General features: G+C 69.3%; 13 protein-coding genes and 1 tRNA gene. 8 read left to right on the top strand and 6 right to left on the bottom strand.

The window, feature by feature from the left end:
* The first annotated feature begins 182 nt into the window (after positions 1-182).
* The 3 genes from ACFXP9_RS14200 (at position 183) to ACFXP9_RS14190 (ending at position 1,972) form a co-directional block, all read left to right on the top strand.
* On the top strand, positions 183-665 hold the full coding sequence (locus ACFXP9_RS14200; protein ID WP_397209376.1) for a GNAT family N-acetyltransferase: 483 nt from the start codon (positions 183-185) through the stop codon (positions 663-665).
* Positions 666-757: 92 nt separating this feature from the next.
* Positions 758-1,519, top strand: a complete 762-nt coding sequence (locus tag ACFXP9_RS14195; protein WP_397209377.1) for a class I SAM-dependent methyltransferase — start codon at positions 758-760, stop codon at positions 1,517-1,519.
* Between the two features lie 60 nt (positions 1,520-1,579).
* Positions 1,580-1,972 carry a VOC family protein gene (locus ACFXP9_RS14190; protein WP_397209378.1) on the top strand — a complete coding sequence of 131 codons (393 nt, stop codon included), beginning with the start codon at positions 1,580-1,582 and terminating at the stop codon, positions 1,970-1,972.
* Between the two features lie 6 nt (positions 1,973-1,978).
* Here ACFXP9_RS14190 and dhbA read toward each other — a convergent pair whose 3' ends face one another.
* From dhbA to ACFXP9_RS14160, 6 genes are read right to left on the bottom strand one after another with little or no spacing between them, the layout of a single operon-like run.
* Positions 1,979-2,719: a 2,3-dihydro-2,3-dihydroxybenzoate dehydrogenase gene (gene dhbA, locus ACFXP9_RS14185; RefSeq protein WP_397209379.1), complete on the bottom strand. Its 741-nt coding sequence runs from the start codon at positions 2,717-2,719 to the stop codon at positions 1,979-1,981.
* Positions 2,716-6,579: an amino acid adenylation domain-containing protein gene (locus ACFXP9_RS14180; protein ID WP_397209380.1), complete on the bottom strand. Its 3,864-nt coding sequence runs from the start codon at positions 6,577-6,579 to the stop codon at positions 2,716-2,718. Before ACFXP9_RS14180 ends, dhbA begins: the two co-directional genes overlap by 4 nt.
* Positions 6,576-6,806, bottom strand: a complete 231-nt coding sequence (locus ACFXP9_RS14175) for a phosphopantetheine-binding protein (RefSeq protein ID WP_397209381.1) — start codon at positions 6,804-6,806, stop codon at positions 6,576-6,578. The genes ACFXP9_RS14180 and ACFXP9_RS14175 overlap by 4 nt, the downstream gene beginning before the upstream one ends.
* Positions 6,803-7,450, bottom strand: a complete 648-nt coding sequence (locus tag ACFXP9_RS14170; protein ID WP_397209382.1) for an isochorismatase family protein — start codon at positions 7,448-7,450, stop codon at positions 6,803-6,805. Before ACFXP9_RS14170 ends, ACFXP9_RS14175 begins: the two co-directional genes overlap by 4 nt.
* A 2-nt stretch (positions 7,451-7,452) precedes the next feature.
* On the bottom strand, positions 7,453-9,069 hold the full coding sequence (locus tag ACFXP9_RS14165; RefSeq protein WP_397209383.1) for a (2,3-dihydroxybenzoyl)adenylate synthase: 1,617 nt from the start codon (positions 9,067-9,069) through the stop codon (positions 7,453-7,455).
* Positions 9,066-10,220 carry an isochorismate synthase gene (locus ACFXP9_RS14160; RefSeq protein ID WP_397209384.1) on the bottom strand — a complete coding sequence of 385 codons (1,155 nt, stop codon included), beginning with the start codon at positions 10,218-10,220 and terminating at the stop codon, positions 9,066-9,068. Before ACFXP9_RS14160 ends, ACFXP9_RS14165 begins: the two co-directional genes overlap by 4 nt.
* A 275-nt stretch (positions 10,221-10,495) precedes the next feature.
* On the opposite strand from ACFXP9_RS14160, the gene ACFXP9_RS14155 reads away from it, so the two are divergent.
* The 5 genes from ACFXP9_RS14155 (at position 10,496) to nusG (ending at position 14,371) form a co-directional block, all read left to right on the top strand.
* A complete protein-coding gene (locus ACFXP9_RS14155) occupies positions 10,496-11,494 on the top strand; it encodes an alpha/beta hydrolase (RefSeq protein ID WP_397209385.1) in 999 nt (332 codons plus the stop codon).
* A gap of 79 nt (positions 11,495-11,573) precedes the next feature.
* Entirely contained in the window at positions 11,574-12,947 is a 1,374-nt protein-coding gene (locus ACFXP9_RS14150) for a YncE family protein (RefSeq protein ID WP_397209386.1), read from the top strand.
* A gap of 257 nt (positions 12,948-13,204) precedes the next feature.
* Positions 13,205-13,280 (top strand) — tRNA-Trp (locus ACFXP9_RS14145).
* 212 nt (positions 13,281-13,492) lie between these two features.
* Positions 13,493-13,687, top strand: a complete 195-nt coding sequence (secE, locus tag ACFXP9_RS14140) for a preprotein translocase subunit SecE (RefSeq protein WP_397209388.1) — start codon at positions 13,493-13,495, stop codon at positions 13,685-13,687.
* A 147-nt stretch (positions 13,688-13,834) separates the two neighbouring features.
* The gene (nusG, locus tag ACFXP9_RS14135) at positions 13,835-14,371 is read left to right on the top strand and encodes a transcription termination/antitermination protein NusG (protein WP_397209389.1); all 537 of its coding nucleotides are present in this window, start codon (positions 13,835-13,837) and stop codon (positions 14,369-14,371) included.
* Positions 14,372-14,448 lie beyond the last annotated feature (77 nt).

The raw sequence follows: 14,448 nt of genomic DNA, 5'->3' as shown, positions 1-14,448 counted from the left end.
AAGATCATCGAGTGATCCAACGCCGCAAGGCAGCGGATATTGCGATGACAGCCCGTCCCGAAAGGGGCGGGCTTTTTCGTGGCAAAGGGGCTGGTCCGCGTAACGCCCTGTTTTGGCGTGGTGCAGGCTTTCCCCGGTGTTGTTTTTCGGTCATTCTGGCGCAAACAACCGACAGGTCCGCCATGATCCGCCTTGCCCGTCCGGATGACATCGCGTTTATCAAGTCACTGATCGACGCCCCGCAGAACCTTGATAAGCTGGGAGGTTATGACATGGCCACGCTGCGCGCGGCGCTTGACGACGGGGGCAGCACGGTGCTGATCTGGCAACCCGCGAACCAGCCCGAGGGTTTTGCATGGCTGCGCGACACAGCGCAGGGCACCAAGCTTGAGGAACTGACCATGGCGCGTCCGGGTGGCGGCAGGGGCGCGGCCTTTCTGGCGGCGATCCGGGGCTGGCTGGCCGGGCGGGGGGTGACGCGGTTCTGGCTGAATGTCGCGGCAGATAATGACGGTGCCATCCGGTTTTACCAACGCGCGGGCTTTCGGCGCGGTAAGGTGACGGCTGCCGTCTGGCAGCGGCGGCGCGGGCCGGTTGCGGATGCGCTGTGCATGGATATCGACCTGCCCGGCGCCCCGGCACCGCAAGGCGGGCTGGCGTGGTGAGCGCGGGTTTCCCCCTGACAGAACTGATGCGCGACCGGCCGTGGCGAGGGGTGGGGGCGCGGCTTCTGGCGCCTGCTTCGCATGTGCCGACGATGCTGCATCCGCATGAACAACAGCTGTATTACTGGCTGACCCGGCATCAGGTCGGGGGTGCGGGGGCGGTGGTCGATCTGGGGGCTTTTGCCGGCGGTTCGACCGCGCGGCTGGCGCAGGGGCTGGCCGATGCCGGCAGCCCGGCCTTGCTGCACGCCTATGACCGGTTCACCGCGGATGAGGGGGTCAAGAAGCATTACCTCTATCCCGCCGGTGTGGCGCCGTTCGAAGGCAATGACATCGCGCCGCTGGCGCAAAAGCTGTTATCGCCATGGGCTGACCGCATCCGCCTGCACCGGGGCGAGATCCAGACCATCGGCTGGAACCCGGATGACGGGCCGATCGCGGTGCTGATCCTTGACGCCTGCAAACGCCCGGACTGGACCGACAGCATGGCGGCCAGCTTTTACCCGCATCTGGTGGCGGGGCAATCGGTGATCAACCATCAGGATTTCCTGCAATGGAACCAGTTCTGGCTGCCGCCGCATATGCTGTTAATGGCGGATTTCTTTGCGCCGCTGGCCTTTGTGCGCGGCACGTCGCTGCTGTTTCGCTGCACCCGCACCCCCAGCGCGGCCGAGATCGCGGAACGCCGCGTCGCCGCACTGGATGACGCACAACTGACCGAGGCGTTGCGCGACGCCAAACGCCGCTTTCGCGGCTGGGGCATGGGTGCGATGCTGACCCGGATGATCGAGGCCATCCGCCTGAACCCCGGCGAGCGGCGGCACTGGCAGATGCAGGCCCCGCCGCGCAGATAGCGCTGGTCAGACCGGCGCGGGGCTGGCACGCTTTGCAGGCGAATCGCAGGGGGTGGGACCATGATTGATCATATCGGGCTGGCGGTTGCGGATCTGGACCGCGCGGCAGGGTTTTACCGCGCGGCACTGGCGCCGCTTGGGCTTGGGGTGCAGATGCAGGTCAGCGACGAAATGACCGGCGGTCACGGTGCGCATCTGGGCTTTGGCCGCGATGGCAAGCCCGGTTTCTGGATCGGCACCCACCGCGCGCCGGTGACCGGGGTGCATGTGGCCTTTGCCGCGCCGGACCGGGCCAGCGTGGATGCGTTTTACCACGCGGCCCTTGCGGCGGGCGGGCGTGACAATGGCGCGCCGGGGCTGCGCCCGCACTACCACCCGCATTATTACGGCGCCTTCGTTCTGGACCCGGACGGCAATAACATCGAGGCCGTCTGTCACCGTCCCCCGGCCTGACGCGCCTCAGCCGCGCTGGGTCGCGCCGCCATCGACCAGCAGGTCGGCCATGGTGATATGCCCGGCCTGATCGGACAAAAGGAACATCGCGGCATGGGCGATGTCGTCTGGGCTGGCGATCTTGCCAAGCGGAATGCCCGGTTTGAAGGTCTGCGGGAACCCGGAAATCACCTGCGCCGCGCCGCTGTCATCGGCCCACATACCGGTCTGCATCGGGGTCAGGGTCGACCCCGGCGCGACCACGTTGCAGCGGATGCCAAGCGGTGCCAGTTCCAGCCCCAGACAGCGCATGAACATCGTCGTCGCGGCCTTGGATGCGGCATAGGCGGCCATGCCGTGGCGCGGCACGAAGGCCGCGTTCGAGGTCACCGTGACCACCGCCCCCCGCCCGCGCGCCGCCATCCGCCGCGTCACCGCGCGGCAGCAATGAAACACCCCGTCGGTATTGACGGCAAAGACCTGATGCCAGTCGGCATCGGCGGTCTGGGCCACGGTGCCGGTGGTCAATACCCCGGCGACATTGGCCAGAATCTCGATCGGGCCGCGCAGGGCCTCGGTGCGGGCGACCAGTGCGGCGACGGCCTCGGGGTCGCGCACATCCAGCGCCACACCGCCTTGCGGCGCGGACAGATCGGCGGCGATCACCTGCGCCCCGGCGGCCTGTAACATGGCGGCCAGTGCGGCGCCGATGCCGCTGCCGGCGCCGGTGACAAGGGCGATGCGGTCCTGAAATCCGGTCAGGGTCATGGGGTTTCCTCGGCTGCTGTCATGGCATCGCGCAGGATCGGGGCGATCAGCGCCACCGCCTGCGGCCCGGTCATCCGGGCATGGATCAGCGGCAGGTCGTGACAGACCAGCCGCGCGGCATGGGGCGCCCACAGACCGGCGCGGTGGCCGTGGCTGTCGGCGGCGGCGCGCAGATGGGTCAGGCAGCCGCTGAAATGGCGGTGGCGGTGCTGACGCACCAGCGCGTTGGTGCCGCGCACGGCGCGGATCACCCCGTCCAGCACCGCTGGCGGCAATTGCGCCCATACCCCGCCATCGGCCCGCAGGAAGGCGACGATGCGGTCGCGGCTGTCCAGTTCGGGATGGGCGTCGGGGTCGTGACCGGCAATCGCCAGCAGGGCGCGCAGGGCGGTAATGGGGTCGGGGTCGGGCTGGTCGTGCCACAGCTCGGCCGGATAGGCATCAAGCAGCGCCACCATGCCCGCGCGCGACCCCAGTTCGACCGCCACCGCCTGCGCGATGATGCCGCCCACCGACCAGCCCGCCAGATGCACCGGCCCCTCGGGGGCGATGCGGCGGATGTGACCGGCGTAAAGCGCCGCCAGTCCGGTCAGGTCGGTCGGCAGGGTGTCCGGGTCGTCGCCGGTCAGATGCGGCGCCTGAAGGCCGAACACCGCCCGCCCCTTCATCGCCCGCGCCAGCCCGCGATAGCCCCATGCCAGCCCGCCCGCCGGGTGGATCAGGAACAGCGGCGCCCCGTCCCCCCGTGCCAGCGTCAGCACCGGTCCAAGCCCGTCATCCGGCTGGTCGGCCTGCAATGCCTGCGCCAGCGTGGCGACAGTTGGATGGGCAAAGACCAGCCCCAGCCCGACCGCACGGCCAAGCGCCTGTTCCAGCGCCAGCACCAAGGTCACCGCCGCCAGCGAATCGCCGCCCGTGGCAAAGAAATCCGCCGACCGGCCCGGTGGCTGTGGCAGGTTCAGCGCCTGTGCCATCGCGGTGGCGATGGTGGTTTCCAGCCCCGCGCGGGCCGGGCTGTCGGCGGGGGCGGTGAAATCCGGCGCGGGCAGGGCGCTGCGGTCCAGCTTGCCATTCGCGGTTACCGGCAGCGCCGGCAGCGCGATGATCGCGGCGGGCAGCATGTAATCGGGCAGCCGCGCCGCCAGCGCGTCACGCAGCGCCGTGCGGTCGCAATCGGCGGGGGTGACATAGGCCACCAGACGGCCATCGCGCAGCAGCACCTCGGCCTGATGCACCAGCCCGCTGGCCCGCGCGGCCGAGGCGACCTCGGACAGCTCGATGCGCAGGCCGCGCAGTTTGACCTGATCGTCGTCGCGGCCCAGAAAGTCGATGGCGCCATCCGCTCGCCGCCGCGCCAGATCGCCGCTGTGATACAGCCGCGCGCCGGGGATGGCCGGGTCGGGGACAAAGCTGGCCGCCGTCAGGTCGTCACGCCCCAGATAGCCGCGCGCCAGTTGCGCCCCGCCCAGAAACAGCCGCCCCGCCACCCCCGGCGGGGCCGGGCGCATCCGGTCATCAAGCACCAGCAGCCGGGTGTTCCAGACCGGCCAGCCGATGGGCACCGGGTCGCTGTCATCGTCGCGCCCGGCGGGCCAGTGGCTGACATCCACGGCGGCCTCGGTCGGGCCGTAAAGGTTGTGCAATTCGGCCTTGATGCGGTCGTGAAAGCGGTCGCGCAGCGCGGCGGGCAGGGCCTCGCCGGAACAAAACACCGCCCGCAGCGACACCCCGGCCGAGGCCGGCGCAGCCAGAAACGCCGCCAGCATCGAGGGCACGAAATGGCACAGGCTGACGCCGTGATCGCGGATCAGCCCGGCCAGCGCCGCCGGGTCGCGATGCGCACCGGGCGGGGCAATGGCCAGCGTCGCCCCGGTGATCAGCGGCAGGAAGAATTCCCAGACGCTGACATCAAAACTCGCCGGGGTTTTTTGCAAGATCACATCATCCGGCCCGACCGCATAGTGCGCCGCCATCCACAGCAGCCGGTTCACGATGGCCTGATGCGGGATCATCACCCCCTTGGGCGCCCCGGTCGAGCCAGAGGTAAAGATGACATAAGCCAGATCGTCAGGCTGTGGGGTGCAGGGCCGCGGGGTGCCGGTTTGTGGGCTGGCGGGGGGCTGACCGGTGCCGGTGCAGGGGGCGGGTTCGGGCCAGTGTTCTGGCGCAAGCTGCGGCAGGGGCGGCATCAGCGGCGACGTCAGGGGCAGATCCCCCAGCAGGGCCACGGGCCGGGCCTGCGCCAGAATCTCGGCCAGCCGCGCGGGCGGGTGGCTGGCATCCAGCGGCAGCCATGCCGCCCCGGCACGCAGCACCGCGACCAGCGCCACCACCAGCTCGGCCGAGCGCGGCAGCGCCACCGCCACCAGCCGGTCCGGCCCCGCCCCCAGCGCCCGCAACCGTGCCGCCAGCGCGGCGCTGCGCCGGTCCAGTTCGGCATAGCTGATATCGCTTTGCCCCCATGCCAGCGCGCGGCGGTGGGCATGGCGGGCAAAAGCGGCCTCAAGCAGGGCTGTCAGCGTGGTCTGCGGGACCGGGTGCGGGTTGGTGTCGGCCATCAGGGCAGCGGCCTCGGGCGGGGGGCAGGTCGGCACCGCCGCCAGCGCGGGCGCGCCGCAGGCCGCCGCAACAAAGGCCAGCAGCCGGTCCAGATGCGCCTGGGTTTCGGGCCGGGAATACAGCGCCGGGTTGGCGTCGATATCGACCCGCATGGCGCGCGGATCGCCGCGAAAGGTCAGGCTGATGTCATCGACCGGACCGGTGCCAAGGATATGCAGCGCCACATCGCAATCCGCAATCCGGGGGGCGCTGTCAAAGGGCTGGATGTTGATCAGCGGCCCATACAGCCGCCGGGTGCCGCCAAGCAGCCCCAGATCGCGGCGCATCTGTTGCGACCGCAGGCGGCCATGGCGGCGGGCCTGCGCCAGTTGCGCGGCCCCGGTGCGCAGCGTGTCCTCAAGCGGGGTGTCGGCATGAGCATCGGCAGCGGGGTCAGCGGCAAAGCGGAAGGGCAGCACATTCATCACCATCGCCGGCACCCGCGCCGTGGGCTGGCCAAAACGGTCCATGAACGGGATGCCCGCAACGGTCTGGCCGCCGGTAAAGCGCGCGGCATAGCCGGCGCAGATCACCGTCAGCGCATCGGCCCAACTGACCCCCGCCGCCGCCGACCGCGCCGCAAGCGCCGCCAGCAGGTCCGCAGGCACGGTCCCGGATGCGCGGTGAAAGCCGTGGCTGGCGGGGGCATTGCGTCCGCACAGGCCGGTAACGGCGGGCAGGTCGGCCAGCTGTGCGCGCCACCAGTCGCGGTCGGCGTCGCGGGCCGGATCGGTGCGCCAGTCACGGTCGGCATCCAGCGCGCGTGACAGCGGTGCCAGCGGGCTGCCGGTGCCGGCATACAGCGCCGCCACCCGGTTGGTCAGCAGCAGCATCCCGAAGCCGTCGATCAGCAGGTGGTGGACGCGCTGATACCACAGGAAATGCCGTGGCCCGACGCGAAACAGGGTAAAGGCGGCCAGCGGTTCGCGCGCCAGGTCGCGGGGCTGCGCCTGATCGGCCTGCATCCGTGCCAGCGCCTGCGCCACCGGGTCGGGGCGGGCGGTCAGATCGACCAGATCGGGGCGGGGCGCGTCCCCCAGCCATTGCCGCGCGGTCGCGCCGTCCTGACGAAAGCGCAGGCGCAGGGCATCGGCCTCGGCAATGGCGGCGGTGACGGCGGCCTGAAACCGCGCCACGTCCAGCGGCCCGCGGATGTCCAGATACTGGCCGGTATTCAGCGCCGGGCTGTCCGGGTCCAGACGGGCGGCAAAGAACAGCCCCTCTTGCGCCTCGGTCAGGGGGAACGTCCGGGGCTGGTTCACGCGCTGTGCCCGATCCGCGCCCACCAGCCGGCCAGCGTGGTGCTGTCGGCCAGTTCGGCAAATTCGATGGCGATGCCCTCGGCCTCCCACTGCATCAGCAGGGCCATGACGCGCATCGAATCCAGCCCCAGATCGGACAGGTTGTCGTCATCACCGATGCTGGCGGGGTCTTCGTTCAGGATTGCGGCAATATCGGCGCGCAGCTTGTCGATGCCGGGGCGGGTCATGCGCGCCCCCCGATCACGGCCAGCGCATCGGCGGCGGTCAGCGCCACCCCGCAACGGCCCGCGACCCAGTGCATCGCCATGTCATGTTCGGCGCGGGTGAAATCGGCCTGTGCATCGGCAATGGCAAAGGGCTGGATGTCGCGCTGAAATGCCTCGGCCGCGGTCATCAGGCAGCCGATATGGGCGTAAATGCCGGTGATCATCAGCTGATCGCGCCCGCGCACCCGCAGCATGTGGTCCAGATTGGACATCTGAAACGCGCTGTAGCGGTGCTTGACCAGCACCTGATCGCCCGGCTGCGGGGCCAGCGCGGGGATGATCTGCTGATCCTCGGGGATGTGTCGCATCCCCGGCCCCCACAGATCGGCCTGAAGCCCCCGGTCGCGGCGGTCCTGATCGCCGTTTTGCGCGGTATAAAACACCGGCACCCCGGCAACGCGGCAGGCCTGCGCCAGCGCGGCGATATGGGCGATGACGGGCGCCAGCGGCGCCGCATCAGGCGCGAAGGCGCGGGTGAAATAGCCCTGCATGTCATGGATCAACAGCGCCGCGCGGTCGCGGTCCAGCCGCCACGGGCCACGCGCGGCGGCAAGTTCCGCGGCGGTGGGCGGGTCATAGGGTGGGATCTTGGGCAGTCCGGCCATGGTCATTCCTTTTGCATCAGTGAATCGCGCAGCGCGGCGCGCAGGGCCTTGCGGCTGGTCTTGCCGACGGCGGTGGTCTGGAACCCTTCGGTAAAGCTGAACTGGTCGGGGATCTTGAACCCGGCGATGCCCCGATCGCGCAGAAAAGCGCGCAAGTCCGCCGGGCGCGGCGCCGGGCCGCGCGGCACGATCACCGCGCAGGCGCGTTCGCCCAGAAACGCATCGGGCAGGGCGACCACGGCGGCATCGAACACGTCGGGATGGGCGATCAGGTGATCCTCGACCTCCTCGGCCGAGACCTTCTCGCCTGCGCGGTTGATGTGGTCGGTGGCGCGGCCCTGCACCTGCACATAGCCCCCCGGCAACAGCCGCACCATGTCGCCGGTGCGGTAAAAGCCATCCTCGGTAAAGGACCGCGCATTCGCTGCCGGGTCGTTGTGATAGGCGTTGATCGTATAGGGGCCACGGGTCAGCAGATGCCCGGTCTGGCCGTCCGGCACCGGGCGGTCATGGTCATCGACGACGCGCAATTCGTCATCGGGGCTGATCGGGCGGCCCTGCGTGGTCAGCACGATCTGTTCGGGGTCGTCGGGGCGGGTGTAATTGACCAGCCCCTCGGCCATGCCAAAGACCTGTTGCAGCCGCCCGCCAAAGGCCGGCAACAGCCGCGCCGCCGCCTGCGCTGTCAGCTTGGCGCCGCCGACCTGCAACAGGCGCAGGCTGGACAGGTCGGCATGGCCGCGCGCCGCCGCATCGGCCCAGACCAGCGCCAGCGGCGGCACCAGCCCGGTGATGGTCACGCGGTGCCGGGCGATCAGCGCAAAGCAGGTCGCGGGGTTGGGGTCGGGGGCCATCACCACATGCCCCCCGGCCCAGATCGCCCCCAGCCAGCCCGGACTGCTCATCGGGAAATTATGCGCGGCGGGCAAGGCGGTCAGGTAAACGGCGCTGTCGTCCAGACCGCAGATGCGGGCGCTGGCGCGGACCGAATACAGGTAATCGTCATGGCTGCGCGGGATCAGCTTGGACAAGCCCGTGCTGCCCCCCGAGATTTGCAGAAACGCCACCTGACCGGCATCGGCGGGGTAGGCGGGCGGTGCCGCATCGGACAGGTCGCGCAGGTCGTGAAAGGCCGGACCCCCGGCCTGATCCGGCCCCGGATCGCCAGGCACGAAGACCTGCGCAATGCCGCAATCGCGCGCCAGTTCGCGGTAATCAAAGCCACCATGCTGGCCGGGAATGACCAGCGCGCTGGCCTGTGCCTTGTCGCGGAAATGTGTGATCTCGGCCCGGCGATGGGCGGGCAGGGCAAAGACCGGGATCAGCCCGGCATGGAACAGCCCGAACACCACCGTGACCATATCGGCCAGATTGGGCAGTTGAACGATCACCCGCTGGCCCGGTTCCAGCCCCGCCGCGCGAAACCGCGCCGCCATCCGCCCGGCCCGGTCGGCCAGCGCGCCATAGCTGAAGCTGCCATCGGGACCGGTGACAGCGATGCGGTCGGGGTGGGCCTGTGCGCGCGCGGCCAGCATCTGGGAAAACGTCTCGCCACGCCAGTAACCGGCGGCGCGATAACGCTCGGCGCGGTCTTTGGGCCAGATCTGTTGCGGGGTCATGGCTGAACCTCGTCCAGCCCCAGGGCCGCCAGCATGGTGCGGAACTTGGCGCGGGTCTCGGCCTCTTCCCCGTCGGGGGTCGAGCCGTCGACCACACCGGCCCCGGCGTAAAGGCGGGCCTCGTCACCGGCGATTTCGGCACAGCGCAGCGTGACATACCATTCGCCATCGCCCTGCGCGTCCATCCAGCCGACCGCACCGGCGTAAAAGCCGCGGTCATACCCCTCGAGCGTGGGGATGACGGCATCGGCGGCGTCGCGCGGCAGGCCGCAAACGGCGGGCGTCGGGTGCAGGGCCGCCAGCAGGGCCGCGACCGGCATGTCCGGGTCGCGCAGGCGGCCGGTGATGCGGGTGCCAAGGTGCCACATCGTCGCCGTGGCCCGCAGCGCCACCCCATGTGGCGCCGCCAGCTGGTCGCAGAACGGCGCCAGCGTATCCAGCACCGCCTGTGCGGTGTGGTGATGTTCGCGCAGGTCTTTTTCCGACTGTAACAGCGCCTGTCCGGCGGCCCGGTCGCTGTCAGGGTCCGCGCCGCGCCGCGCCGACCCGGCCAGCGGGTGCGAGGTCACCAGATCGCCATGCCGCGCCACCAGCAGCTCGGGCGAGGCGCCGACCATCATCCGGTCCTGTCCGCCGGACGCAGGCAGGCGGGTCAGAAAGCGAAACACTGACGGGTCCAGCGCCAGCCGGGCCAGCACCGTGTCGGGGCACAGCGTGTCGCCGGTGCGCAGGCGCAGGCTGCGTGACAGCACCAGCTTGTCCATATGCCCGGCGGCGATGTGTTTCAGCCCCAGCGCCACCGCCTCGCGGAAGGCGGCGGGGCTGGGTTCGGGGTGCAGCATGGTCTGCGCGCGCAGGGCAGGCCGGGCCAGCGCCGCGACCTGCGGCGGGGCAAGGCGGTGATGCTTGCGCGGGGCGAACAGGTGGTCATCGGCGCGGCGGTCATAAGGCACCGCCCCGACCAGCAGGCCATTGCCGGACTGGCCGTCGAAAAAGCTGGCCGTGCGCTGTGGCAGGCTGGCCAGCGGGCCGGGTGGCAGCAGGCGGTCGGTTCCGGTGGCACGCATTCCGCCACCCGGACCGGCCAGCAGAAAGCTGGCGGGGGTGACGGTGCTGTCTGTGGGGCGGGGCGGGCGGAAGCCTTGGGTCATGGGTCTGGTCCTGAAAAAGCGGCGCGGGGCGTCGCGGCTAAGGGGTCGCAGACCGGATTGGCTTGGCATGACGCGTCTGGCGGGTCCGGGTGCCCAAAAGGGCAGGTGCGGGGCTTTACATTGACCAATTAAATCTGTCAAGTATTGGGGCCGGCCATATCTGGCCGATGCGCCGGGCGCGATGGGAAGGGCATGACGTGTTACACAGCAAACAGGCGGGTGGCGCCCCTTGGGTTGGTCATCGGGCGGCGGCGGGTGCAGGAAAGGCCGGGTCTGTGGCATCGGGTCGCGGTGGCGGCTGGTCCGTGTCGGGGGTGGGTTGTGGCGCCCCGGACGGCCCGCCCGGTCCGGCGCGGGCCGGGCTTGCGGACCCGCTGCGGCGCGGCCTGCTGGCGGGTGGGTTGCTGGCGGCGGCGGGCTGGCTGTTGCCGGGCTTGCCGGTCAGGGCGGCACCGGTGATGGCGCCGACCCGGCTGGCGCTGTTGGAACAGAACCTGTCCAGCCACAGCCTGTCCGACCGCCTTGTCACCTTGCCCGGATCGGGGCGCCGGTTCCGGCTGTTTACCGCCGTGCCGCGTCACCCCGCCCCGGCCAAAGGCTGGCCGGTGCTGTATTGTCTGGACGGCAATGCGGTGTTCGACCGGCTGACGGCGGCCGATCTGGCGGCGGTGCCGGGGCTGGTGGTGCTGGGGGTCGGCTATGACACCGATCTGCCGTTCGAGACCCGGGCGCGGGCGCTGGATTACACGCCGCCGCTGTCGCCCGATGGGCCGGTGCCCGACCCGATGCGTCCGGGGCGGATGGCCGGTGCGGCGGATCGCTTCCTGCCGCTGCTGACCGGACCCCTGCGCGCGCAGGCCGAGGCCGGGCTGGCCATCGACCCCGACCGCCGCAGCCTGTGGGGCCACAGCTATGGCGGGCTGTTCGTGCTGTTTGCGTGGCTGACCGCGTCGCAGAGCTTTGCCCGCTATGTCGCGGCCAGCCCGTCACTGTGGTGGGGCGACGGGGTGATGACCCGGCTGGAGGAAGCGCATCCGCCGCCGCGCGACCGGCCCCTGCTGCTGAGCTTTGGCGACAGCGAACGCCGCAGCGACGACCCCCGCCCGCCGGATGGCGCCCCGCGCCCGACGCTGGCCTTTGGGCAGCGGATGCAGGCACAGGGGGCGCCGGTCAGCCTGCACCAGATTGCGGATGCCGGCCATGGCGCGGCGCTGACGCGGTCGATCCCGCTGGCGCTGGACTGGGCCACGCGACGGGGCGAAGCTGAATCTTGACTAATTTTATACACTATCTATGATCCGCCCGCCGCCGTTAGCCGTTTCCAGCCAGGGCAATGCTTTCGAAGGATAACGGATGCGTCTTGGAACCTCTTTGCAATCGGCCCTGCTGGCCTCGACCCTGATAATCGCCGGTGTGACCGGGGCGCTGGCTGACAGCGTCTTCGCGCAGGCAGGGCGCGATTTTTCGGGCGATCTGCGCGGCAACCGCAACGATGTCGTTCTGCCCGGCGGCAAAGGGTGGGTCACTGGCCGGCGCATGACCGAGGGTCAGCAACTGACCTTCCGCCGCGGCGATCAGGTGCTGAATGACGAACCGCTGGTCGTGGGCGCGGATGGCAAATTCGAATTTGCCTTCGACCTGCCGCAGGACGCCGCCATCGGTCAGCAGCCCATCGTGGTCACGGCGGCCAATCCCGACGGGGCCGGGATCATGATGCTGAAAGTGTCGCCGCAGGTGCCGCTGTCGGGGCAGGACGGTTTCGACATAAGCTCGGCCGAGCTGGCCAAGGGGCTGTATCAGGTGGCGCGCAACAAGGATGGCAAGCTGTTCGTGGCCGCCGCTGACGGGCGCGGCGACAAGGCCGTCAGCAAGCTGTTCCGGCTGGACGGCACCACGCTGGCGGTCGAGGCCGAGGCCACCCCGCCCGCCGCTGCCGATGGCACCGTCAACGGCGTTTTCGGGCTGGGGCTGGACGATGCCCATGGCACGGTCTGGACCACCAACACCATGACCGACACCATCACCGTGTTCCGTCAGGACGATCTGTCGGTGCTGCGCGCCTTCCCCGAGGGCACGATCGCCCACCCCCGCGACGTGGTGGTCGATGCGGCCCGCAACCGCGTCTATGTCAACGCGGCGCTGACCCCCGAGGTGCAGGTTTATGACGGGGAAACGCTGGAACGGGTTGGCACGCTGGCCTTCCCCGGCACCTCCCCGCGCGAGATGTTCGGCTCGATGTCGCTGGCCTTCGATGCCGGCAAGGGGCGGCTGTATTCGGCCTCGCGCCCCTCGGGCGAGGTAGCCTGGGTTGATGTCGAAACCGGCGAAGGCGGGGCCTTCAAGCCCGAGAATGCCGATTTCGCGTCCGGCGTGGCCTTTGACCCCGAGACCAACCGCCTGTTCGTGACCAGCCAGAACAGCGACAACCTGCTGGTTCTGGATGCCGACAGCGGCAAGGTTCTGGCCGATACGCCGATCGGGGCCGGGGCGCTGAACGTGGCCTTCGACCCGTCCACCCGCCATGCCTATGCGGTGTCGCGCGCGGCGGGCACGCTGACGGTGCTGGACGTGGACGGCCAGATTGTCGCCAATCTGCCGGTGGGCAAACTGGCCAATTATGTGATCACAGATGGTGCCGGCACCGTCTATGCCCTGTCGATGACCAGCGAGGGCGAGGGCGAGGGTGAGGGCGGCAAGGGCCTGATCACCCGCATCACCGCCCGCTGACCGGGCGCGCCGTTCAGGCAGGCCGGGCAGGGCCTGACGGGCAAGGGGTCGTCCCGGTCGGGGCGGCCCTTTTTTCGTGCCGCTGGCACCGTGTTGTCCTTGCGCGCCGCTGCTGCCGGGCGGGCGCGTGCGGCGTGGGATATGCGCGGTTCAGGGCGCGGCGGACATGTGCAGGCCCGTCGCGTGGCGAAAGTTTGATGCGCCCGCGCTTTGGGCTTGAACACCGGTCCGGCTTGGCGTAATCAGCCGCACGGCCTAGGGGTATAGCTCAGTTGGTAGAGCATCGGTCTCCAAAACCGAGGGTCGGGGGTTCGAGTCCCTCTGCCCCTGCCAGTCTTCCAAAATTTAATCGTGCCGCAACTGGCTGTCGCCGTATCGTTCGGCGTGGCGGGCCGTGATGACCCGCCACCTGCGGATCAGCCCTTGAAGCGCCGTAAACAGGGCGCCGGAAAACCTGTCAGACGTGAATTGACGGCCTGCCTTGCATCAGCCCGCGCGCGGGGGTATGTCCGGCGGGTCGCATCCGGCGGCGGAAGGATTTGAAAATGGCAAACCCGATCCAGTTCATCCAGCAGGTCCGCAACGAGGCGGGCAAGATCACTTGGCCGACCCGGCGCGAGGTCGTGACCACCACGATCATGGTGTTCGTGCTGGCCGCCATCACCAGCGTGTTCTTCTTTCTGGTCGATCTGGCGATTCGCAGCGGTCTGACCTGGGGCCTTCAGGCGATCGGCGGCTGAGGGTTGCAATCTGTGGGCGGACCGGCTATTCCGCCCCGAACGTCCCGCATGACGGCGCGCATCGATTCGGTTGCGCGTCGCTTTCATTTTCGCGGGAAGGCTTGGAAAAGCTGAAACGAAACACGGGTCACAGGGGTCGATCGAGACATGGCAAAGCGTTGGTATTCGGTCAGCGTCCTGTCGAACTTTGAGAAAAAGGTCGCTGAGGCGATTCGTCAGGCCGTGGAAGAAAAGGGACTTGAGGACCAGATCGAAGAGGTTCTGGTCCCCACCGAAGAGGTGATCGAGATCCGCCGCGGCAAGAAAGTCACCAGCGAGCGTCGCTTTATGCCCGGCTATGTTCTGGTGCGGATGGAGATGAACGACCGCAGCTATCACCTTGTCAACTCGATCAACCGCGTGACCGGGTTCTTGGGCGCGCAGGGCAAGCCGATGCCGATGCGCGACGACGAGGTGAACGCGATCCTGAACCGCACCGGCGATGGCGAAGAGGCCGCGCCGCGCAACCTGATCCGCTTTGATGTCGGGGAAAAGGTCAGCGTGACCGATGGCCCGTTCGAGGGCTTCTCGGGGATGGTCGAGGAAGTGGACGATGCCGCCAGCCGCCTGAAGGTGACGGTGTCGATCTTTGGCCGGCCCACGCCGGTCGAGCTGGAGTTTACTCAGGTGTCGAAAACCGCCTGAGTGTTCGTGCGGGAGGCGTGATGCCGAACCGCTAAGTCAGGGCCTGTGCCACCGCATGGGCGTGATGATAAGGAGAG

This window comes from Paracoccus jiaweipingae (assembly GCF_044335505.1).
Classification (GTDB): domain Bacteria; phylum Pseudomonadota; class Alphaproteobacteria; order Rhodobacterales; family Rhodobacteraceae; genus Paracoccus.
This window is presented reverse-complemented; position numbering and strand designations above follow the sequence as displayed.